The following is a 21,959-nucleotide window of genomic DNA, read 5'->3' on the forward strand; positions in this document are numbered from 1 at the left end:
AGGCTTGCTCGTCATACTTTCGTGAGTATTGGCGTTGTACAGGCAAGTAGAGAAAAGCAGCCTGGCTATTCAAAGTATGATAAAAACAGGGGGCAAGGGATGTTGCTTAACATGATGTGTGGTCGTCGGCTTTCGGCAATGAGTTTGTGTCTGGCCGTAACATTCGCTCCACTGTTCAGTGTGCAGGCTGATGAGCCTGAAGTAATCCCTGGCGACAGCCCGGTGGCTGTTAGCGAACAGGGAGATGCACTGCCGCAAGCGCAAGCTACGGCAATTATGGCGGGACTTCAGCCGCTACCAGAGGGTGCGGCGGAAAACGCTCGCACACAAATCGAATCTCAATTACCCGCAGGTTATAAGCCGGTTTATCTTAACCAACTTCAACTGCTGTATGCCGCACGTGATATGCAGCCGATGTGGGAAAACCGTGATGCGGTAAAAGCCTTCCAGCAGCAACTAGCAGAAGTGGCGATTGCTGGTTTTCAGCCGCAGTTTAACAAATGGGTAGAGTTACTGACTGATCCTGGCGTTAACGGTCTGGCACGCGACGTAGTGTTGTCGGATGCAATGCTGGGCTATCTCCATTTCGTTGCTAACATTCCGGTCAAAGGTACGCGCTGGTTGTACAGCAGTAAACCTTATGTGCTCTCTACACCACCGCTCTCGGTCATTAACCAATGGCAGGTGGCGCTAAATAATGGTCAGTTGCCAACGTTTATTGCAGGACTGGCTCCGCAGCATCCGCAATATGCCGCGATGCATGAATCTTTATTGACCTTACTCAGCGATACTAAACCGTGGCCACAACTGACCGGTAAAGCAACGCTGCGTCCTGGCCAGTGGAGTAATGATGTACCAGCACTGCGCGAGATTTTGCAGCGAACGGGAATGCTCGAAGGCGGACCGAAAATTGCGCTCCCTGGCGATGAAACACCCGCTGATGCAGTCGTGAGTCCGTCCGCCGTTGCCGTCGAAACAGCGGAAACTAAGCCGATGGACAGGCAAACTACGGCTCGCAGTAAACCGGCACCAGCCGTGCGCGCCGCCTACGATAATGAGCTGGTGGAAGCCGTTAAACGTTTTCAGGCATGGCAAGGATTGGGGGCAGATGGCGCTATCGGCCCGGCAACGCGGGACTGGTTAAATGTAACGCCAGCTCAGCGTGCAGGTGTGCTGGCACTCAACATCCAGCGTTTACGCTTGCTGCCTGCGGAGCTTTCTACTGGCATCATGGTCAATATACCCGCCTATTCTTTGGTCTATTACCAGAACGGTAATCAGGTGCTGGACTCGCGGGTAATTGTCGGTCGTCCTGACCGAAAAACACCGATGATGAGCAGTGCTTTAAACAATGTGGTGGTGAATCCGCCGTGGAACGTACCGCCGACGCTGGCACGCAAAGATATTTTGCCAAAAGTGCGTAACGATCCGGGTTATCTGGAAAGTCATGGCTATACGGTGATGCGCGGCTGGAACAGCAAAGAAGCGATTGATCCGTGGCAGGTTGACTGGTCAACGATTACTGCGTCGAATTTACCGTTCCGCTTCCAGCAAGCTCCTGGCCCACGAAATTCGCTAGGACGGTATAAATTTAATATGCCGAGTTCAGACGCTATCTACTTGCATGACACGCCTAATCACAATCTGTTCAAGCGTGATACACGCGCGTTAAGCTCAGGGTGTGTGCGGGTGAATAAGGCATCGGATCTGGCAAATATGCTGTTGCAGGATGCAGGCTGGAATGACAAGCGTATTTCCGACGCCCTGAAGCAGGGAGATACCCGTTACGTCAATATCCGTCAGTCGATTCCGGTTAATCTCTACTACCTGACCGCGTTTGTCGGTGCAGACGGTCGTACTCAATATCGTACAGATATTTACAATTATGATCTGCCTGCGCGATCCAGCTCGCAAATTGTATCGAAAGCGGAACAATTAATCAGATAAATGAAGTAGTTCGGGTAAATCAGTTGTCGTAATAATTGGCATGATTGGGGGCTATTCTCGGTAGCCCCCATTACTGCTGGGATTGAGTCATCTTGACGTTAGCTTTATGGACGGTTAAGGTGCCTCTTGTGCGCCAGAAGTGCATATAAACGATAACATTGACCTGTAGACTTGATTATCATGGACAAATTCGACGCTAATCGCCGTAAACTGCTGGCGCTTGGTGGCGTTGCACTTGGTGCCGCCATCTTGCCGACCCCTGCGTTTGCGACACTCTCTACCCCACGTCCGCGTATTTTGACACTCAATAATCTCCATACCGGAGAGTCAATTAAAGCGGAGTTTTTCGATGGCAGAGGCTATATTCAGGAAGAATTGGCAAAACTAAACCATTTTTTCCGCGATTTCCGCGCGAACAAAATAAAGTCCATCGACCCAGGATTATTCGACCAGTTGTATCGCCTGCAAGGGCTGTTAGGCACCCGCAAACCGGTGCAACTCATTTCCGGTTATCGCTCTATTGATACCAACAATGAACTACGCGCGCACAGCCGTGGGGTAGCGAAGAAAAGCTATCACACCAAAGGCCAGGCGATGGATTTCCATATTGAAGGTGTCGCGTTAAGCAATATTCGCAAAGCCGCGTTATCTATGCGTGCAGGTGGTGTAGGATATTACCCACGTAGTAACTTTGTGCATATTGATACCGGGCCAGCACGGCACTGGTAACAATCGCTTAACGAAACAGGGGCAGTATGAATTATCGTATTATTCCGGTCACTGCATTCTCCCAGAATTGCTCATTGATCTGGTGTGAACAAACTCGCCTGGCTGCACTGGTTGATCCTGGCGGCGATGCAGAAAAAATCAAACAGGAAGTTGATGCCAGCGGCCTGACGCTAATGCAGATCCTGCTTACGCATGGTCACCTGGATCATGTTGGCGCGGCGGCGGAACTGGCGCGACATTACGGCGTGCCGGTTCTTGGTCCGGAAAAGGAAGATGAGTTCTGGCTGCAAGGCTTGCCTGCGCAAAGCCGTATGTTTGGCCTGGATGAGTGTCAGCCACTAACACCGGATCGTTGGCTGAACGAAGGCGACACTATCAGCATAGGGAATGTGACTTTACAGGTGTTACATTGCCCTGGGCATACGCCGGGTCATGTGGTCTTCTTTGATAATCAGTCAAAACTGCTCATTTCTGGCGACGTTATTTTCAAAGGTGGAGTGGGGCGCAGTGACTTCCCGCGTGGCGATCACAATCAACTGATTTCTTCAATCAAAGATAAATTGCTGCCACTGGGGGATGACGTGACATTTATTCCGGGTCACGGACCATTATCCACTCTTGGTTATGAGCGCCTGCATAATCCCTTCCTGCGAGATGAAATGCCCGTCTGGTAAAGGCGTATAAAAAAGCCCGCTTTCAATGCGGGCCTGGATTTCTGGCAAAGTGCGCTTTGTTTATGCCGGATGCGGCGCGAGCGCCTTATCCGGCCTACAAAATCGTGCAAATTCAAAATATTGCAGGGGACGCGTAGGCCTGATAAGCGTAGCGCATCAGGTAATGCTGCATTTGTCATCAGTCTCAGCCCGCTTTCAGCGGGCTTTATTGGTTTTAACGCTTACAGCACTGCCACAATCGCTTCGCACAGCGGAGCCATGTTGTCTGGCGTCATCCCGGCTACGTTCACACGACCGGAAGCTACTGCATACACGCCAAACTCTTCACGCAGACGCAGTACCTGTTCTTTAGTCAGACCGCTAAAGGAGAACATGCCATTCTGTTTGATGATAAAGCTGAAGTCGCGGTTTGCACCTTTCTCCTGCAGCGTATTAACGAACAACTGACGCATACGCTGAATGCGCTGGCGCATATCGGTCAGCTCTTGTTCCCAAATAGCACGTAACGCATCATTGCTCAGGATAGTGGCAACAACCGAAGCTCCGTGCGCTGGTGGGTTAGAATAGTTCGCACGAATCGCTGCCTTCATCTGGCTGAACGCGCGATCAACGGTTTCACTGTCAGCAGCAACCAGCGTACATGCGCCTACACGCTCGTTGTACAGACCAAAGTTTTTAGAGTAGGAACTGGCGACGATAAGTTCTTTATGCAGACCAGCGAAAACGCGCAGACCTTCAGCATCTTCTTCCAGACCGCGAGCAAAACCCTGGTAAGCGAAGTCAAACAGCGGTAACCAGCCTTTCTCAACGGAAAGCTGCGCCAGCGTTTGCCATTGCTCCAGTGTAGGATCGATACCGGTTGGGTTATGACAGCAGCCGTGGAACAGAACCACATCGCCAGCCTGGGCCTCGTTCAGACTGTTAATCAGGGCGTCGAAGTCCAGAGTATGTTTTTCTGCGTCGTAATAAGCGTATTCACGTACTTCCAGACCAGCAGAGTTGAATACGCTCTTATGATTTGGCCAGCTTGGGTTACTTACCCACACACGCTTAACACTGGTATTTTTCGCCAGGAAATCGGCAGCCACGCGTAACGCACCAGTACCACCTGGAGTCTGAGCTGTGCGGGCGCGTTTGTCGTTGATCAGGGCGCTACCTTTACCAAACAGTAATTCCTGGGTGCAACGACCAAATTCAGGGATACCGTCAATGCCGAGGTAGTTTTTGGTGGTTTCATTTTCGAGCAGATACTGTTCAGCCTTTTTAACGCTGGTCAGTACCGGAGTTTTGCCCGTCTCATCTTTATAGACACCAATCCCGAGGTTAATTTTGCCAGGACGTTCATCGGCACGAAACAGATCGGCCAGACCCAGAATCGGGTCGGCAGGAGCGGCGGTAATGTTCTCAAACATGACGAGGTTCCATTATGGTTACAGAAGGGAAGTCCGCTATCAGGGTAACGGGAGATTTACAAAATTCCAACTATTACTGATGAAAACGCCGGCTGTTTTTGCAAGACGTGAGATTGCTCTGGAAGGCATAAAAAAAACAGGACCAAAGTCCTGTTTTTTCGGCATTTAACAAAGAGGTCTGCTATTAGAACTGGTAAACGATACCCACAGCAACGGTGTCGTCAGAACCTACGCCCAGTTTGTTGTCAGAATCGATCTGGTTGATGATGTAGTCAACATAGGTGGACATGTTTTTGTTGAAGTAGTAGGTTGCGCCCACTTCAACGTAGTTCACCAGATCAACATCACCGATACCTTCTACGTCTTTCGCTTTAGATTTGGTGTAAGCGATGGACGGACGCAGACCGAAATCGAACTGGTATTGCGCAACTAACAGAACGTCTTGCGTTTTGTTGGCAAAGCCGCCAGTGATCGGCGTAGCGTTACGGGTTTCACCGTAGTTTGCTGCCAGGTAGATGTTGTTTGCATCATACTTCAGACCAGTAGCCCACTGTTCAGCTTTTTTACCCTGGCCGAGAGGCTGAGCTTCCTGCAGGTTGGTACGGTCAGCGGCACCATAAGCACCAACGATACCAAAGCCTTCGAATTCGTAGCTGATGGAGCCGCCAACGCCGTCGCCGTTAGAACGACGTGCGGTGTCACGCTCGTTTTTACCCAGGTACTGAACAGCGAAATTCAGGCCGTCAACCAGACCAAAGAAGTTGGAGTTACGGTAAGTTGCAACGCCGCCAACACGACCAACGAAGAAGTCATCGCTGTATGCAGTGTCACCACCAAATTCTGGCAACATATCGGTGTAACCCAGTGCATCATAAACAACACCATAGTTACGACCGTAATCGATTGAGCCAGCATCAGCAAATTTCAGACCAGCGAACGCCAGACGGGTTTTGTTGCCATTTTGGGCATCAGAACCCTCAGAGTTGTTACCCTGGAAGTTGTATTCCCACTGACCGTAACCTGTCAGATCGGAATTGATTTGAGTTTCCCCTTTAAAACCAAGACGGGCATAGGTCATATCGCCATTGCCACCGTAACTGTTTTCACCGTTACCCTTGGAAAAATAGTGCAGACCGACAGCTTTACCGTACAGATCTACTTTGTTGCCATCTTTGTTATAGATTTCTGCAGCGTTTGCAGTACCTGCTACTAACAGAGCAGGGACGATCACTGCCAGAATGTTGCGCTTCATCATTATTTATTACCCTCATGGTTTTTTTTATGACACCTGCCACTGCCGTCAATAAGTTTCGTCAATAAATATTTACGGAGCTATTGATGAAAGTTTGGTGTCTTTATGTATCTGCAGGCATCTTTCCATTCAAACTAACGTTTCGCTACCGTGAAAGTGCTACAAAGATAAAGATATAGTTACAAAAAGAAAAAATATGTAACTAAAGGTAAATTTTAAGGAACTTTGTGAACGCCGTCATATTTCCATTGGACTTTAATGATATTTGCAGCGAGTTTGATCTATTTATATGATTTCCTTATATTAAATTTAGCTAAACGGAAATTTTCGCTCTGATGATTTCTCTCAGTGGCTTCGCTAAAACACACGTTCAGACATCCAGAAAGCCAATAAGAGTTATGGAAATTGTGCTATTGGCTAAGAAATAACTAATCCGCAATAAGAATGCGGATTATTTTTGTTCACAAATGTTACGTGGAAATATTCCGTAACAGGAAGGCTGTTGTGACAGGGTTGCAAATAGATTGATTGACTTAACAAACAGATAACTTGACAGAAGGGAATAGAAAAGAGCCAGCGGGCGCTGGCTCTCGGAAAAACTAAATTAGAAGCTGGCGTTACGCGGGGTACGCGGGAACGGAATCACGTCACGCACGTTTTGCACACCAGTCACGTAGGCGATCAGGCGTTCAAAACCAAGACCGAAACCGGAATGCGGAACAGTACCGTAGCGACGCAGATCGCGATACCACCAGTAATCTTCTTTGTTCAGACCCATCTCCAGCATACGTTCGTCCAGCACGTCCAGACGCTCTTCACGCTGGGAACCACCAATGATCTCACCGATGCCCGGTGCCAGTACGTCCATTGCTGCAACGGTTTTACCGTCTTCGTTAAGACGCATATAGAACGCCTTAATATCTTTCGGATAGTTTTTCACCACGACCGGCGCTTTAAAGTGTTCTTCTGCCAGGTAACGTTCATGCTCGGAAGAGAGATCCACGCCCCAGTAAACCGGGTTTTCAAATTTCTTACCGCAATTTTCAAGGATGGTTACCGCGTCGGTGTAATCAACCTGCGCAAAGTCGGCTTCAATGAAGCGTTCCAGACGGCTGACAGCATCTTTATCTACGCGTTCAGCGAAGAATTTCATGTCGTCAGCACGTTCTTCGAGAACCGCTTTGAAGACATATTTCAGCATGGCTTCAGCCAGACCGGCGATATCGTTCAGGTTAGCAAACGCCACTTCCGGCTCCAGCATCCAGAATTCCGCCAGGTGACGGCTGGTGTTGGAGTTTTCTGCACGGAAAGTCGGGCCAAAGGTATAAATTTTGGACAATGCGCAAGCGTAGGTTTCGCCGTTCAACTGACCAGATACGGTCAGGAAAGACTCTTTACCGAAGAAGTCTTTGTCGAAATCGACTTTGCCCTGATCGTTACGCGGCAGGTTTTCCAGATCCAGCGTTGAAACGCGGAACATTTCGCCAGCGCCTTCGGTATCAGATGCGGTAATCAGTGGTGTTGAAACCCAGAAGAATCCCTGCTCGTTAAAGAAGCGATGCAGCGCCTGTGCCAGCGTGTGGCGAACGCGCGCAACGGCACCAATCAGGTTGGTACGTGGACGCAGGTGAGCGACTTCACGCAGATACTCAATGCTGTGGCGTTTTGCTGCCATCGGGTAAGTGTCTGGATCCTCAACCCAGCCGGCAACTTCAACGTTGCTGGCCTGAATTTCAAATTGTTGCCCCTGGCCCGGCGACGCCACGACTTTACCCGTCACAATGACCGAGCAACCGGTGGTCAGACGCAGGACGTCTTCATTGTAATTGGGCAGAGAATTATTGATGACAGCCTGTACAGGATCAAAGCAGGAACCGTCATAAACGGCGAGGAAGGAGATGCCAGCTTTTGAATCTCGGCGGGTACGCACCCATCCGCGCACGGTGACTTCGCTGTCAACGGCTACGCGGCCCTGGAGTACGTCGGCTACAGGCACAACGCTCATAATATTCTCTCTGTTAATAGTCGGAAAAAATAAACACTTGTCCACCCGTCAATGGGGGGATACCTATGTTACCTGGCATCTGCAATCAGACAAGCAGAATTCGCAGATGGGACAAAAGATTTCGGAATAAAAGGCAAAAAAGGGAGCCGTTATGGCTCCCTGATGATATTAACTGGCTTTTTTAATGTGCGGAAGGTCGAACGCTTTACGCAGCGCACGGACAAACGCTTTGTCATGGCAGATAGTTTTGCCAGGACTGTCAGAAAGTTTCGCCACCGGTTTACCGTTACACTCCACCAGCTTAATCACAATATTCAGTGGTTTGACCTGGGGTATATCGCAGGTCAGGCGCGTACCGATACCAAAGCTTAATTGCACACGGGAAGAGAAGTGGCGATAAAGCTCGACCGCTTTGCGTAAATCCAGATTGTCAGAGAAAACCAGCGTTTTGCTCTGCGGATCAATTCCCAGCTTCTCATAATGTGCAATGGCTTTTTCGCCCCATTCAACCGGGTCGCCGGAATCATGGCGAAGCCCCTGGTAACGACTGGCAAACTCCACGCCGAAATCACGCAGAAAGGCATCCATAGTAATGCAGTCGGTTAACGCAATGCCAAGTTGGTCAGGATATTCTTCCAGCCACGCAGCAAGTGCGGCGCGCTGACTATTGGCAAGATCCGGGCTGATTTGTTGATGCGCCTGGAACCATTCATGCGCTTGCGTTCCCATAGGGGTGAGGGAAAGCCGACGCGCCAGATCGTAATTACTGGTGCCAACGAACCAGGGTTCCTGTTGCAAACGTTTAACGATGGTTTCTTGTACTTCGCGGGAAAAACGGCGGCGAGTGCCGAAATCCATCAGATGGAAGCGCGACATCTCGAGATCGGCGGTTAATGCCGAAAAGTCGACTAATTTGCTTTCCAGCGTATCGAGGGCTTGCGCAACGTCGGCCTGCGGTGAGCGATAGCGATGTACCAGTTCACTGATGACCGCCAGCAGAGGAACTTCCCAGAGGATGACTTCACGCCACGGGCCGGTTAAACGAATATCCAGCTTACCGTTATCGTTGGTGACGGTGACCTGTTCCGGGTTAAAGCGGAACTCGCGTAGCCAGTTGAGATAGTCGGCCTTAAAAAAAGGCAGGGCAGAGAGCCATTGATATTCATCATCCTGCAGGCGCAGGTGCTGCATCGCCTGAACCTGTTCACGAATAGCATCGGCATAAATACCCAGCAGATCGTCACCTCGGCAACGAAACTCCGCCGCGACATGCACATCATAATAGTGATGAAACACGGCTTGCTGCATATGCAACTTATAAGCATCTGTATCCAGCAACGAGTGCAGAACAGGAGAAGCGAATTGTGTCATAGGTGCGCAGTAGCGTCCTCGTACGGGAGCGTTTAGTACAATAAACATCTTCAGGAACTGCTGGAGTATACCTTGTTTCGCAATTTATTGAACCCCGATCACACCATATGCCACCTTTATGGTCGATGGTATTGCGCCCTGTATGTTATAAAAATGTAGCAATAAAAGCGTTTGTACCTGAAAAGATGAAGATTCTGCGTAGCGAGATTTATGCAACAGGAATAGACTGAACACCTGACTCAATAAAAGATGCTAAAGGTTATTTATGACTCAACAGCCACAAGCCAAATACCGTCACGACTATCGTGCGCCGGATTACCAGATTACTGATATTGACTTGACCTTTGACCTGAACGCGCAAAAGACGGTGGTTACCGCGATCAGCCAGGCTGTCCGTCATGGTGCATCAGATGCTCCGCTTCGTCTGGACGGCGAAGACCTTAAACTGGTCTCTATTCATATTAATGATGAGCCGTGGACAGCCTGGAAAAAAGAAGAGGGCGCACTGATCATCAATAATTTACCGGAACGTTTTACGCTCAAGATTGTTAATGAAATTAGCCCGGCCTCCAACACCGCGCTGGAAGGGCTTTATCAGTCAGGCGATGCGCTCTGCACCCAGTGTGAGGCTGAAGGTTTCCGCCATATTACGTACTATCTCGATCGCCCGGACGTGCTGGCGCGTTTTACCACCAAAATTGTTGCCGATAAAACTAAATACCCGTTCCTGCTTTCCAACGGTAACCGCGTTGCGCAAGGCGAACTGGAAAACGGACGTCACTGGGTACAGTGGCAGGATCCGTTCCCGAAACCGAGCTATCTGTTTGCGCTGGTAGCTGGTGACTTCGATGTACTTCGCGACACCTTCACTACCCGCTCCGGTCGCGAAGTGGCGCTGGAGCTGTATGTCGATCGCGGCAATCTTGATCGCGCGCCGTGGGCGATGACCTCGCTGAAAAATTCCATGAAGTGGGATGAAGAACGCTTTGGCCTGGAGTATGACCTCGACATCTATATGATCGTTGCAGTGGATTTCTTCAACATGGGCGCAATGGAGAATAAAGGTCTTAACATCTTTAACTCCAAATATGTGCTGGCGCGTACCGACACCGCAACCGATAAAGATTACCTCGATATTGAACGCGTTATCGGCCATGAATATTTCCATAACTGGACCGGTAACCGTGTGACCTGCCGCGACTGGTTCCAGCTCAGTTTGAAAGAAGGATTGACCGTTTTCCGCGATCAGGAATTCAGCTCTGACCTTGGTTCCCGCGCGGTAAACCGTATCAATAATGTGCGCACCATGCGCGGATTGCAGTTTGCGGAAGATGCCAGTCCGATGGCGCACCCAATCCGTCCGGATATGGTCATTGAAATGAACAACTTCTACACTCTGACCGTTTACGAAAAGGGCGCAGAAGTGATTCGTATGATCCACACCTTGCTGGGCGAAGAAAACTTCCAGAAAGGGATGCAGCTCTATTTCGAGCGTCATGATGGTAGTGCTGCGACCTGCGACGATTTCGTTCAGGCGATGGAAGATGCGTCAAATGTCGATCTTTCCCATTTCCGTCGCTGGTACAGTCAGTCCGGTACGCCGATTGTGACCGTTAAAGACGACTACAATCCGGAAACCGAGCAGTACACTCTGACCATCAGCCAGCGCACACCAGCCACGCCGGATCAGGCAGAAAAACAGCCACTGCATATTCCGTTTGTTATTGAATTGTATGACAACGAAGGCAAAGTGATTCCGTTGCAGAAGGGTGGCCATCCGGTCAATCCGGTATTGAATGTCACCCAGGCGGAACAGACCTTTGTCTTCGATAACGTCTACTTCCAGCCTGTGCCTGCGCTGCTGTGCGAATTTTCTGCGCCGGTGAAACTGGAATATAAGTGGAGCGACCAGCAACTGACTTTCCTGATGCGCCATGCGCGTAATGATTTCTCTCGCTGGGATGCGGCACAAAGCCTGCTTGCAACCTACATCAAACTGAACGTTGCCCGTCATCAGCAAGGGCAGCCGCTATCTCTGCCGGTGCATGTTGCAGATGCTTTCCGTGCGGTATTGCTCGATGAGAAGATTGACCCGGCGCTGGCGGCAGAAATCCTGACGCTGCCTTCTGTCAATGAAATGGCTGAACTGTTCGATATCATCGACCCGATTGCTATTGCCGAAGTACGAGAAGCACTCACTCGTACTCTGGCGACTGAACTGGCGGATGAGCTGCTGGCTATTTACAACGCGAATTACCAGAGCGAGTACCGTGTTGAGCATGAAGATATTGCGAAACGCACTCTGCGTAATGCCTGCCTGCGCTTCCTTGCTTTTGGTGAAACGCATCTGGCTGACGTGCTGGTGAGCAAGCAGTTCCACGAAGCGAACAATATGACCGATGCGCTGGCGGCGCTTTCTGCGGCGGTTGCCGCACAGCTGCCATGCCGTGATGCGCTGATGCAGGAATACGACGATAAGTGGCATCAGGACGGTCTGGTGATGGATAAATGGTTTATCCTGCAAGCCACCAGCCCGGCGGCGAATGTGCTGGAGACGGTGCGCGGTCTGTTGCAGCATCGCTCATTTACCATGAGCAACCCGAACCGTATTCGTTCGTTGATTGGCGCGTTTGCGGGCAGCAACCCGGCTGCGTTCCATGCCGAAGATGGCAGCGGTTATCAGTTCCTGGTGGAAATGCTCACCGACCTGAACAGCCGTAACCCGCAGGTGGCTTCGCGCCTGATTGAGCCGCTAATTCGCCTGAAACGTTACGATGCCAAACGTCAGGCAAAAATGCGTGCGGCGCTGGAACAGTTGAAAGGGCTGGAAAATCTCTCTGGCGATCTGTACGAGAAAATCACCAAAGCTCTGGCTTGATACAAACATGCCTGATGCGACGCTTGCAGCGTCTTATCAGGCCTACAAACCTGTTGAAACTGCTGGTTTTATGCGCCGCATCCGGCATATTAACCATGACGCCGAATCGGTTGTTCAGAATGCCCACGCTGCATCACCCGCTGCAACACTTCCGCTTCCAGCTCCGCTAATCGTACCGACCCTAACCGGCGCGGACGGGGTATATCCACCGTCAAATCCAGACCAATTTTTCCTTCTTCAATTAACAGCACCCGGTCAGCCATCGCCACCACTTCGCTCACATCATGCGTTACCAGCAAGACGGTAAAACCGTGCTCCTGCCAAAGTGACACAATCAAATCCTGCATCTCCAGTCGCGTTAAGGCGTCCAGTGCCCCGAGCGGTTCATCAAGCAACAATAAACCCGGTCGATGAATCAACGCTCTTGCCAGTGCCACACGCTGTTTTTGCCCGCCAGAAAGTGCGGCAGGCCATTCCCCAGCCCGATTCTCCAATCCTACCGCAGCCAACGCCCGACGCGCGGCATCGCGCCACTGGCCTTTAAGGCCTAACCCGACGTTATCAATCACCGATTTCCACGGCAGTAAACGGGCATCCTGAAACATCATGCGTGTATCGTCCTGAATTTCGGCAAGTGGCGTTGTGCCCGCTAACACATCGCCTGCGGTTGGTGTTTCCAGCCCCGCCAACAGGCGCAGCAGAGTACTTTTACCACCGCCGCTGCGACCGACCACAGCCACAAACTGACCAGCCGGAATATGTAGATCAAGTTGATTCAGAACGATATTTTCTGCGTAATGTTTGCTTACCGCATTGAGCAATAGCGGTGTGCCCTGGTTCAATCGTGCAGTATTCATACCGTGGCCTCCTTCAGATGATAAGCCGGGTTCCAGCGTAGCCAGACGCGCTCTAACAATTGGGCGCTGACGTCAGCAAGTTTGCCGAGCAGGGCGTAAAGAATAATGGCGACTACCACCACGTCCGTTTGCAGAAACTCCCGCGCATTCATCGCCAGATAACCAATGCCGGAATTAGCAGAAATGGTTTCGGCAACAATCAGCGTCAGCCACATCAGACCTAACGCAAAGCGCACACCGACCATAATTGAGGGCAGGGCACCGGGCAGGATCACATGGATAAACAGCGGCACGCCGGATAAGCCATAGCTGTGCGCCATCTCTACCAGCCCGCGATCGATATTACGGATCCCGTGCCAGGTGTTGATATAAATGGGGAATAGCGTGCCAAGCGCCACCAGGAAAATCTTTGCGGACTCATCAATGCCAAACCACAAAATCACCAGTGGGATCAGCGCCAGATGCGGCACGTTGCGCAACATCTGAATTGAGGTATCCAGTAGTCGCTCACCCCAGCGCGACAGACCGCTAATCAGCCCCAGAATCAATCCCAGCGATCCGCCAATGGAAAAACCGATTAGCGCCCGCCAGGAGCTGATCGCCAGATGCTGCCATAATTCGCCGCTGGCTGAGAGCGTCCAGAACGCCGTCACCACCCCTTCCGGTGAGGGCAAAATACGCGTCGACAACCAGCCAACTGACGAGGCCAGTTGCCACACCGCCACGATGCCCACCGGTAAAAACCAGGGGGCAACGCGCAATAACCACTTTTTCACTGGCGTTGCCATCATCTTGTTCCTTAGCTTTGCGCGACTTTACGTGGGATAAACTCATTTGCCACTGCTTCGCCTTGCAGGTTCAGCGGCTGCGGTTGGGGAATCTGTGGGATGGCGACATCCAGATGTGGGAACAACAACTCGCCAACCCGATACGCTTCTTCCAGATGTGGATAGCCAGAAAGTACAAAACTGTCGATGCCAAGCGCGGCGTATTCGTTGATTCGCGCAGCGACTGTCGGCCCATCGCCCACCAGCGCCGTCCCGGCACCGCCGCGCACTAAGCCAACACCCGCCCATAAATTGGGGCTGATCTCCAGGTTGTCGCGCTTACCGTTATGCAGCGCCGCCATTCGTTGTTGACCTACGGAATCCGTCCGGGCAAACGCTTCTTGTGCTTTGGCAATCGTCTCATCGTCAAGATGGGAGATTAACCGTTCGGCGGCCTGCCAGGCTTCGTCGTTGGTTTCGCGGACAATTACATGCAGACGAATACCGAAACGGATTTTGCGCCCATGTGCGGCAGCTTTTTCTCGCACTTGTTCGATCTTCTCTTTTACCCGCTCCGGCGGCTCGCCCCAGGTAAGATAAAGATCAACCTGTTCGGCAGCCAGATCCTGAGCGACGTCGGACGATCCGCCAAAGTAAAGAGGAGGATACGGCTGTTGGATCGGTGGAAAGAGCAGTTTTGCTCCTCGCACATGAATATGTTTGCCGTTGAAATCGACGGTTTCCCCCTGCAATAACCGCCGCCAGACCTGAGTAAATTCCGCCGAGGCTTCGTAACGCTCGCTATGATCAAGAAACACGCCGTCGCCTGCCAGCTCTTGCGGATCGCTGCCTGTAACCAGGTTAAACAACGCGCGTCCATTAGAGAGGCGATCAAGCGTGGCAGCCTGGCGAGCGGCTACGGTAGGCGATGTCACACTTGGGCGTAGGGCGACGAGGAACTTAAGCCGTTGCGTCACCGGGATCATCGATGCCGCCACCAGCCACGCATCTTCGCAGGAACGGCCTGTTGGGATCAGCACGCCGGTATAGCCAAGACGATCCGCCGCTTGCGCAATCTGTTGCAGATACCCATGATCAACCGGGCGAGACCCTTCTTCCGTTCCCAGATAATGACCGTCACCGTGCGTGGGTAAAAACCAGAATATATTCAGACTCATAATTGTTTTCCTTCCAGTTGAGTGGGTTGCCAGATGCGTTGACGGATATCGACTTTTTTCGGCACCAGACGATTTTCATAAAACAGGTCGGCAGTGTGTTGCTGTAAAGCAGCAACCTCGGCGTTCACGGGTTTGATGGTGGTAGGGGGGCGATGATCCAGATACGAGGCAATCACCGGTGCCGGTAAGCCCATCGTTTTTGCCAGTAAAGAGATACTTTGCTCGCGCTGGCTGCGGGTTAACGCATCAGCTTCGCTAAAGGTTGTCAGTACGCCCTGAATAAATGCGCCGTTTTTTTCCGCATAGGGACGGGCTGCCAGATAAAACGATCCTGTTTGATTGAGATCGGTGCCATCTTTCAGCACCCGCACGCCGCCCTGTAATAACGCGGCAGAGTAGTAAGGATCCCAGATAGCCCAGGCGTCGACGTTACCCTGCTGGAATGCAGCGCGCGCATCGGCAGGCGTCAGATAGGTCGGCTGGATATCAGTGAATTTAAGCCCGGCCTGTTGCAGTGCGCGCAGTAAAAGGTTGTGCGAACTTGAACCTTTCTGAAACGCGACTTTGTGGCCCTTTAGTTCAGCCACAGTTTTGATCGGACTGTTTTCGGGCACCAGAATCACTTCGGCTTTTGGTTTCGGCGGCTCGACACCGACGTAAACCAAATCAGCACCGGCGGCCTGAGCAAAGATTGGAGGAATGTCCCCCGTACTGCCCAGATCGATACTGCCGACGTTTAACGCCTCCAACATTTGCGGACCAGCGGGAAACTCAACCCACGAGATTTTGGTTTGCGGATAGCGTGTTTCCAGTAACTGGTGGCTTTTTGCCAGCACCATGCTGATGCTGCCTTTCTGATAACCTATCCGTAACGCTTCAGGAGAAGACTCCGCAGCAATCGCGAGCGTAGAGACGCTGAATAATCCCACCAGCACCAGTTTAAAAATATTACGCATGGGCGTTACCTCGCAGAGAGAGAAGGTCAGGAACCTGGACATCACGGCGGTGCAACGCCTGCCAGAAGGTATCGAGCGCGGTATCAAGACGGGATTGCAGATTCGGCGTGAATTGCGGCTTATGTTGGAAATCAAGCACCTGTGAGTCATCGGCAAATACGCCGTGTAGGATCTCCTGGGCTTTTAGTGCGCTTAAAACTGGTTTAAGTGCGTAATCAACCGCCAGCAGGTGAGCCACCGTGCCACCTGTCGCCAGCGGCAACACCACTTTTCCTTGCAGTGCGCGTTCTGGTAGCAGGTCGAGAAGCGTTTTCAGTGCGCCGGAATAGGCGGCTTTGTAGACGGGCGTGGCGACAATCAGCCCATCAGCCTCTTGCAACTGATCGGTGAAGGTCTTGAGTGCCGGACTATCGAAACGGGCATAAAGCAAATCTTCCGGGGAGAAGTTTTGCAGATTCCAGTGATAAACCTCGACATCCAGGCCATTCAATTTTTCTCGCGCATATTCCAGCAAAGAACTGGAGCGAGAGGGAAAGCGAGGACTTCCTGCCAGGGTGATGACACGCATATTCTCTCCTTATAACCAATTGTTCTTGTTTTGTTAACATTGATAACAATTCGCTCAGTCTGTCGGAGGGAAAAGCAAATGCCAAATATAATTTTTGTGTATGTTTTTCTAAAAATGAACTAAAGGATGTTATTAAAATATCACTTGTATTTATTTATTGGGCTGTCGTTTTATATTGAATCAATATATTGCCAATGAGTACCATGAAATTATATTCACTAAATCTATAAGTTAAGAAAATGTCATTTATTTGGGTGAATAGACCCGGTTTAAATAGCGGACAATTATTGATATTATTAAATGCGATGTCATTTATAGGCATTATCATATTTACGAAGAAATCAGGATGATAACGATGAAAAAAAGTGTATTGACGGCGTTTATAACTGTGGTATGTACAACTTCCAGCGTTATGGCGGCTGATGATAATGCCATCACGGACGGTACAGTAACGTTTAATGGTAAAGTCATCGCACCTGCCTGCACGCTGGTCGCTGCGACGAAAGATTCAATAGTCACATTGCCAAATGTCAGTGCAACGAAGTTGCAAAGTAATGGCGCAGTCTCTGGTGTAAAAACTGATGTACCAATTGCATTAGAAGACTGTGATGTTACTGTAACTAAAAATGCTGCTTTCACCTTTAGCGGTACGGCTGACGCCACACAGACTACAGCATTCGCCAACCAGGCTTCTACCGATGCAGCGACTAATGTCGCTCTACAAATGTATATGCCGGATGGTACTACAACAGTGACTCCCGGTACGGAAACTGAAAATATTCAGTTAGCGGATTCTGCTGAGCAAACAGTGACCTTTAAAGTTGATTATATCGCTACGGGTAAAGCGACTTCAGGTAATGTTAATGCGGTAACTGATTTCCATATTAACTATTATTAATAGAACTCATTAATTGTTTTATTAATTAGTACCCCTCCAGTATTCTGGAGGGGATATTCATATTTTTTAAGAGCACCTATTTATGAAAACTTGCATAACAAAGGGAATTGTGACCGTAAGTTTAACGGTAATATTACTAAACTGTATGTCCGTCTGGGCCGCAGGTAAAGGTGGGGTAGGACTTGCCGCCACGCGTCTGGTTTATTCTGAAAGTGAAGAACAAATTTCACTTGGCGTGCGTAACACCAGTCCTGATGTTTCTTATCTTATTCAGTCATGGGTGATGACGCCGGATAATAAAAAATCAGCAGATTTTATTATTACGCCACCGCTATTTGTGCTGAATCCGGCAAATGAGAATCTGTTACGCATTATGTATATTGGTGCACCGTTAGCAAAAGACAGGGAAAGCCTTTTCTATACCAGTGTGCGTGCCGTTCCTGCCACAACAAAGCGGGAAGAGGGCAATACCCTGAAGATTGCCACGCAAAGTGTTATCAAACTGTTCTGGCGACCAAAAGGTTTACCGTATTCCGTTAGTGAGGCTCCGGCAAAACTGCGTTGCACCTCGTCAGCCGACGTGATTACAGTCAGTAATCCAACGCCTTACTTCATTACCCTTACAAACCTGAAAATAGGTGGGAAAACGGTTAAAAATCAAATGATCTCCCCCGTTGATAAATATCAATTCTCTCTGCCTAAGGGAGCCAAAAACAGCAGCGTAACGTACCAAACAATCAATGACTATGGGGCGGAAACGCCGCAACTCAACTGTAAATCGTAAGTCGTCTTCAGTTAAGAGAGCGAGATGCATAGAACTCAACGACAACACAGCCTGTTAAGCTCTGGTGGAGTGCCATCGTTTATTGGTGGGCTGGTGGTGTTTGTGTCGGCGGCGTTCAATGCACAAGCTGAAACCTGGTTCGATCCTGCCTTTTTCAAAGATGATCCCTCAATGGTGGCCGATTTGTCCCGTTTCGAAAAAGGACAAAAAATAACGCCAGGGGTTTATCGTGTCGATATTGTTCTGAACCAGACAATTGTAGATACGCGCAACGTCAATTTTGTTGAGATAACGCCAGAGAAGGGGATTGCTGCCTGTTTAACGACTGAAAGCCTGGATGCAATGGGCGTGAATACTGACGCGTTTCCGGCTTTTAAACAACTGGACAAACAAGCGTGCGCGCCGTTGACGGAAATTATTCCCGATGCCAGCGTGACCTTTGATGTGAATAAACTCCGTCTGGAAATTTCAGTACCGCAAATCGCCATCAAAAGTAACGCTCGTGGCTACGTTCCCCCTGAACGTTGGGATGAAGGGATCAACGCGCTATTACTGGGATATTCATTTAGCGGTGCTAACAGCATTCACAGCAGTACAAGCAGTGATTCTGGTGACAGCTATTTTCTGAATTTAAACAGTGGCGTGAATTTAGGTTCGTGGAGATTGCGCAACAATTCAACATGGAGTCGTAGTAGCGGACAACCCGCAGAATGGAAGAATCTCAGCAGCTACCTGCAGCGGGCAGTTATTCCATTAAAAGGCGAATTGACCGTGGGTGATGATTATACAGTAGGCGATTTTTTCGATAGCGTCAGCTTTCGTGGCGTGCAACTGGCGTCAGATGACAACATGCTGCCAGACAGTTTGAAAGGCTTTGCGCCAGTGGTGCGTGGTATCGCAAAAAGCAATGCTCAGATAACAATTAAACAAAACGGCTATACCATCTACCAAACCTATGTTTCGCCTGGTGCTTTTGAAATTAGTGATCTCTATTCCACGTCGTCTAGTGGTGATTTGCTGGTTGAAATTAAAGAAGCTGACGGCAGCGTCAATAGTTACAGCGTACCTTTTTCCAGCGTGCCATTGCTCCAGCGTCAGGGGCGAATCAAATACGCGGTGACACTGGCGAAATACAGAACCAATAGCAATGACCAACAAGAAAGTAAATTTGCTCAGGCTACGCTGCAATGGGGTGGGCCGTGGGGAATGACCTGGTATGGCGGTGGGCAATATGCTGAATATTACCGTGCTGCGATGTTTGGCATGGGGTTTAACCTCGGCGATTTCGGGGCAATTTCGTTCGATGCAACCCAGGCGAAGAGTACACTGGCAGATCAAAGTGAACATAAAGGTCAGTCGTATCGTTTCCTGTATGCCAAAACGCTTAACCAGTTTGGCACTAATTTTCAGTTGATGGGCTATCGCTATTCTACTTCCGGTTTCTACACACTTTCCGACACCATGTATAAACACATGGATGGTTACGAATTTAATGACGGTGATGACGAAGACACGCCGATGTGGTCGCGTTATTACAATTTGTATTACACCAAACGCGGCAAACTTCAGCTCAATATCTCCCAGCAATTAGGCGAGTACGGTTCGTTTTATTTAAGCGGCAGTCAGCAGACATACTGGCATACGAATCAACAGGATCGGTTATTACAGTTTGGTTATAACACGCAAATTAAAGATGTTTCCCTGGGACTATCGTGGAACTACAGTAAATCACGTGGCCAGCCTGAAGCCGACCAGGTATTTGCGCTGAATTTTTCCTTACCGTTCAGTTTATTGCTTCCAAAGACTAATGATAGCTATACCGCGAAAAAGAATTACGCCTGGGTGACCTCAAATACCAGCGTCGATAACGAGGGACATATAACGCAAAACCTGGGTTTAACGGAGACATTACTCGACGACGGTAATCTGAGTTATAGCGTGCAACAGGGTTATAACAGCGAAGGAAAAACCGCCAACGGCAGCGCCAGCATGGATTACAAAGGTGCGTTTGGTGATGCCCGAGTGGGATATAACTACAGCGATAATGCCCGACAGCAACAGCTTAATTATGCACTTTCAGGCGGTTTAGTTGCCCATTCGCACGGTATTACGTTGGGTCAATCATTGGGCGAAACAAATGTTTTGATTGCTGCTCCGGGCGCAGAAAATACCCGGGTAGCAAATAGCACTGGCCTGAAAACCGACTGGCGCGGCTATACCGTTGTCCCTTATGCCACTTCTTACCGGGAAAATCGCATTGCGCTCGATGCCGCGTCGTTGAGACGTAATGTGGATATTGAAAATGCAGTGGTAAACGTGGTGCCCACCAAAGGGGCGCTGGTATTGGCGCAATTCAGTGCCCATGTTGGGGCCAGAGTATTAATGAAAACATCAAAGCAGGGTATGCCGCTGCGCTTTGGCGCGATGGCAACACTGGATGGCGTACAGACAAATAGCGGCATTATTGATGATGATGGTTCGCTCTATATGTCAGGTTTACCGGCGAAGGGAACGATAACCGTACGCTGGGGCGAAGCTTCCGATCAGGCTTGCCGAATAAGTTATCAACTAACCGAACAGCAAATTAACTCAGCGATTACGCGTATGGAGGCCATATGCAGATAAATTCTATTTCATTATTACGACTGATTTTTGCTGCCGTGTTAATACTTTGGGGCGCTCAAGCCGCTGCTTATACCGGACAGTGCCATGTTACGCAGGGGAACCCTTATATTGGCGTTAATTTTGGCGTTAAAACTCTCGACGAAGAAGAAAATACAGCAGGAGTTGTCAAAGATAAATTTTATCAGTGGAACGAATCGAATGATTATTATGTTTCCTGTGATTGCGATAAAGACAATGTCAGAAGTGGCCTGTGGGCATTCGCTGCTGATTCACCGTTACCCTATTTAGGCGACAGCTGGTACAAAATCAACGACTATCTGGCGGCTAAGGTATTGCTCCAGGTGAAAGGGAATTCTCCAACTGCAGTACCGTTTGAAAATATTGGTACAGGGTCTGACAACCGATGGCATATTTGCGATCCTGGTGGGCAACGATTAGGTGGCCAGGGAGCAAGCGGCAATAGCGGGAGTTTTTCCCTGAAAATATTACAGCCGTTTGTCGGTTCGGTAACCATTCCGCCGATGGCGCTGGCGCGATTATTCGAATGTTACAACATACCCGCAGGTAATTCCTGTACGGCCACAGGTACACCGGTTCTGGTGTATTACCTGTCAGGTACTATCAATTCTTTGGAATCATGCTCTGTTAACGCCGGAGAGACCATCGAAGTGGATTTGGGGGATGTATTTGCCGCTAACTTTCGGGTTGTGGGTCATAAACCACTGGGAGCCAATACCGCAGGTCTATCGATTCCTGTCAGGTGTAATACCGGAAACTCCGGACTGGTTAACGTTAATTTAAGTCTGACGGCAACCAGCGATCCCAATTATCCCCAGGCGATTAAGACTTCACGTCCCGGTGTCGGTGTTGTAGTCACTGACAGCCAGAACAATATTATTTCCCCGTCAGGAGGAACGCTACCGCTCTCAATTCCTGATGATGCGGACAGTATCGCGCGAATGAATGTTTATCCGGTCAGCACGACGGGCGTACCACCGGAAACCGGGCGCTTTGAAGCCACGGCGACGGTAAGAATAAACTTTGACTGACGCGTGAAT

17 protein-coding genes are annotated in these 21,959 nt (G+C 49.9%); 8 read left to right on the forward strand and 9 right to left on the reverse strand.

Features of this window, described 5'->3' with window-relative positions; translation table 11 throughout:
* Positions 1–99: 99 nt before the first annotated feature.
* The 3 genes from ldtD to gloC all read left to right on the forward strand — a co-directional run bounded on the left by ldtD (position 100) and on the right by gloC (position 3,350).
* On the forward strand, positions 100–1,947 hold the full coding sequence (gene ldtD, locus WC5_RS07660) for a L,D-transpeptidase (RefSeq protein ID WP_000926043.1): 1,848 nt from the start codon (positions 100–102) through the stop codon (positions 1,945–1,947).
* 180 nt (positions 1,948–2,127) lie between these two features.
* Positions 2,128–2,676, forward strand: coding sequence for a peptidoglycan L,D-endopeptidase MepK (gene mepK, locus WC5_RS07655; protein ID WP_001516120.1), 549 nt, complete (start codon positions 2,128–2,130; stop codon positions 2,674–2,676).
* 26 nt (positions 2,677–2,702) lie between these two features.
* A complete protein-coding gene (gene gloC, locus WC5_RS07650) occupies positions 2,703–3,350 on the forward strand; it encodes a hydroxyacylglutathione hydrolase GloC (protein ID WP_001109465.1) in 648 nt (215 codons plus the stop codon).
* A gap of 221 nt (positions 3,351–3,571) precedes the next feature.
* Here the strand turns inward: gloC and aspC are convergent, their stop codons facing one another.
* The 4 genes from aspC to pncB form a co-directional block, all read right to left on the reverse strand.
* A complete protein-coding gene (aspC, locus tag WC5_RS07645) occupies positions 3,572–4,762 on the reverse strand; it encodes an aspartate transaminase (protein WP_000462677.1) in 1,191 nt (396 codons plus the stop codon).
* 184 nt (positions 4,763–4,946) lie between these two features.
* Positions 4,947–6,017 (reverse strand): porin OmpF, encoded by a 1,071-nt coding sequence (ompF, locus tag WC5_RS07640; protein WP_000977931.1) that lies wholly within the window; start codon positions 6,015–6,017, stop codon positions 4,947–4,949.
* A gap of 601 nt (positions 6,018–6,618) precedes the next feature.
* Positions 6,619–8,019, reverse strand: a complete 1,401-nt coding sequence (gene asnS, locus WC5_RS07635; protein WP_000117892.1) for an asparagine--tRNA ligase — start codon at positions 8,017–8,019, stop codon at positions 6,619–6,621.
* Between the two features lie 168 nt (positions 8,020–8,187).
* Positions 8,188–9,390, reverse strand: coding sequence for a nicotinate phosphoribosyltransferase (pncB, locus tag WC5_RS07630; RefSeq protein ID WP_010349583.1), 1,203 nt, complete (start codon positions 9,388–9,390; stop codon positions 8,188–8,190).
* A gap of 265 nt (positions 9,391–9,655) precedes the next feature.
* Here pncB and pepN point away from each other — a divergent pair, with 265 nt between their 5' ends.
* On the forward strand, positions 9,656–12,268 hold the full coding sequence (gene pepN, locus WC5_RS07625) for an aminopeptidase N (protein ID WP_000193882.1): 2,613 nt from the start codon (positions 9,656–9,658) through the stop codon (positions 12,266–12,268).
* A gap of 89 nt (positions 12,269–12,357) precedes the next feature.
* Here the strand turns inward: pepN and ssuB are convergent, their stop codons facing one another.
* Genes ssuB through ssuE form a run of 5 tightly spaced genes read right to left on the reverse strand, consistent with a single transcriptional unit; the run spans position 12,358 to position 16,594 of the window.
* Positions 12,358–13,125: an aliphatic sulfonates ABC transporter ATP-binding protein gene (ssuB, locus tag WC5_RS07620; protein WP_016231653.1), complete on the reverse strand. Its 768-nt coding sequence runs from the start codon at positions 13,123–13,125 to the stop codon at positions 12,358–12,360.
* Positions 13,122–13,913: an aliphatic sulfonate ABC transporter permease SsuC gene (gene ssuC / locus WC5_RS07615; RefSeq protein ID WP_000235200.1), complete on the reverse strand. Its 792-nt coding sequence runs from the start codon at positions 13,911–13,913 to the stop codon at positions 13,122–13,124. Before ssuC ends, ssuB begins: the two co-directional genes overlap by 4 nt.
* An 11-nt stretch (positions 13,914–13,924) precedes the next feature.
* Entirely contained in the window at positions 13,925–15,070 is a 1,146-nt protein-coding gene (gene ssuD, locus WC5_RS07610; RefSeq protein WP_000055822.1) for an FMNH2-dependent alkanesulfonate monooxygenase, read from the reverse strand.
* Complete coding sequence (ssuA, locus tag WC5_RS07605; RefSeq protein WP_001244253.1) at positions 15,067–16,026, reverse strand: aliphatic sulfonate ABC transporter substrate-binding protein SsuA; 960 nt, start codon at positions 16,024–16,026, stop codon at positions 15,067–15,069. The genes ssuD and ssuA overlap by 4 nt, the downstream gene beginning before the upstream one ends.
* Positions 16,019–16,594 (reverse strand): NADPH-dependent FMN reductase, encoded by a 576-nt coding sequence (ssuE, locus tag WC5_RS07600; protein WP_001263941.1) that lies wholly within the window; start codon positions 16,592–16,594, stop codon positions 16,019–16,021. Before ssuE ends, ssuA begins: the two co-directional genes overlap by 8 nt.
* 355 nt (positions 16,595–16,949) lie before the next feature.
* Here ssuE and WC5_RS07595 point away from each other — a divergent pair, with 355 nt between their 5' ends.
* From WC5_RS07595 to WC5_RS07580, 4 genes are all read left to right on the forward strand, one after another.
* Positions 16,950–17,492, forward strand: a complete 543-nt coding sequence (locus WC5_RS07595) for a fimbrial protein (RefSeq protein WP_000750302.1) — start codon at positions 16,950–16,952, stop codon at positions 17,490–17,492.
* An 82-nt stretch (positions 17,493–17,574) separates the two neighbouring features.
* Complete coding sequence (locus WC5_RS07590) at positions 17,575–18,276, forward strand: fimbrial biogenesis chaperone (RefSeq protein WP_016158009.1); 702 nt, start codon at positions 17,575–17,577, stop codon at positions 18,274–18,276.
* A gap of 24 nt (positions 18,277–18,300) precedes the next feature.
* Positions 18,301–20,901, forward strand: coding sequence for a fimbrial biogenesis usher protein (locus WC5_RS07585; RefSeq protein WP_016231654.1), 2,601 nt, complete (start codon positions 18,301–18,303; stop codon positions 20,899–20,901).
* Complete coding sequence (locus WC5_RS07580) at positions 20,892–21,950, forward strand: fimbrial protein (protein ID WP_001166724.1); 1,059 nt, start codon at positions 20,892–20,894, stop codon at positions 21,948–21,950. The genes WC5_RS07585 and WC5_RS07580 overlap by 10 nt, the downstream gene beginning before the upstream one ends.
* Positions 21,951–21,959 lie beyond the last annotated feature (9 nt).

Origin of the sequence: Escherichia sp. KTE114 (assembly GCF_000407765.1) — a bacterium.
GTDB lineage: Bacteria > Pseudomonadota > Gammaproteobacteria > Enterobacterales > Enterobacteriaceae > Escherichia > Escherichia ruysiae.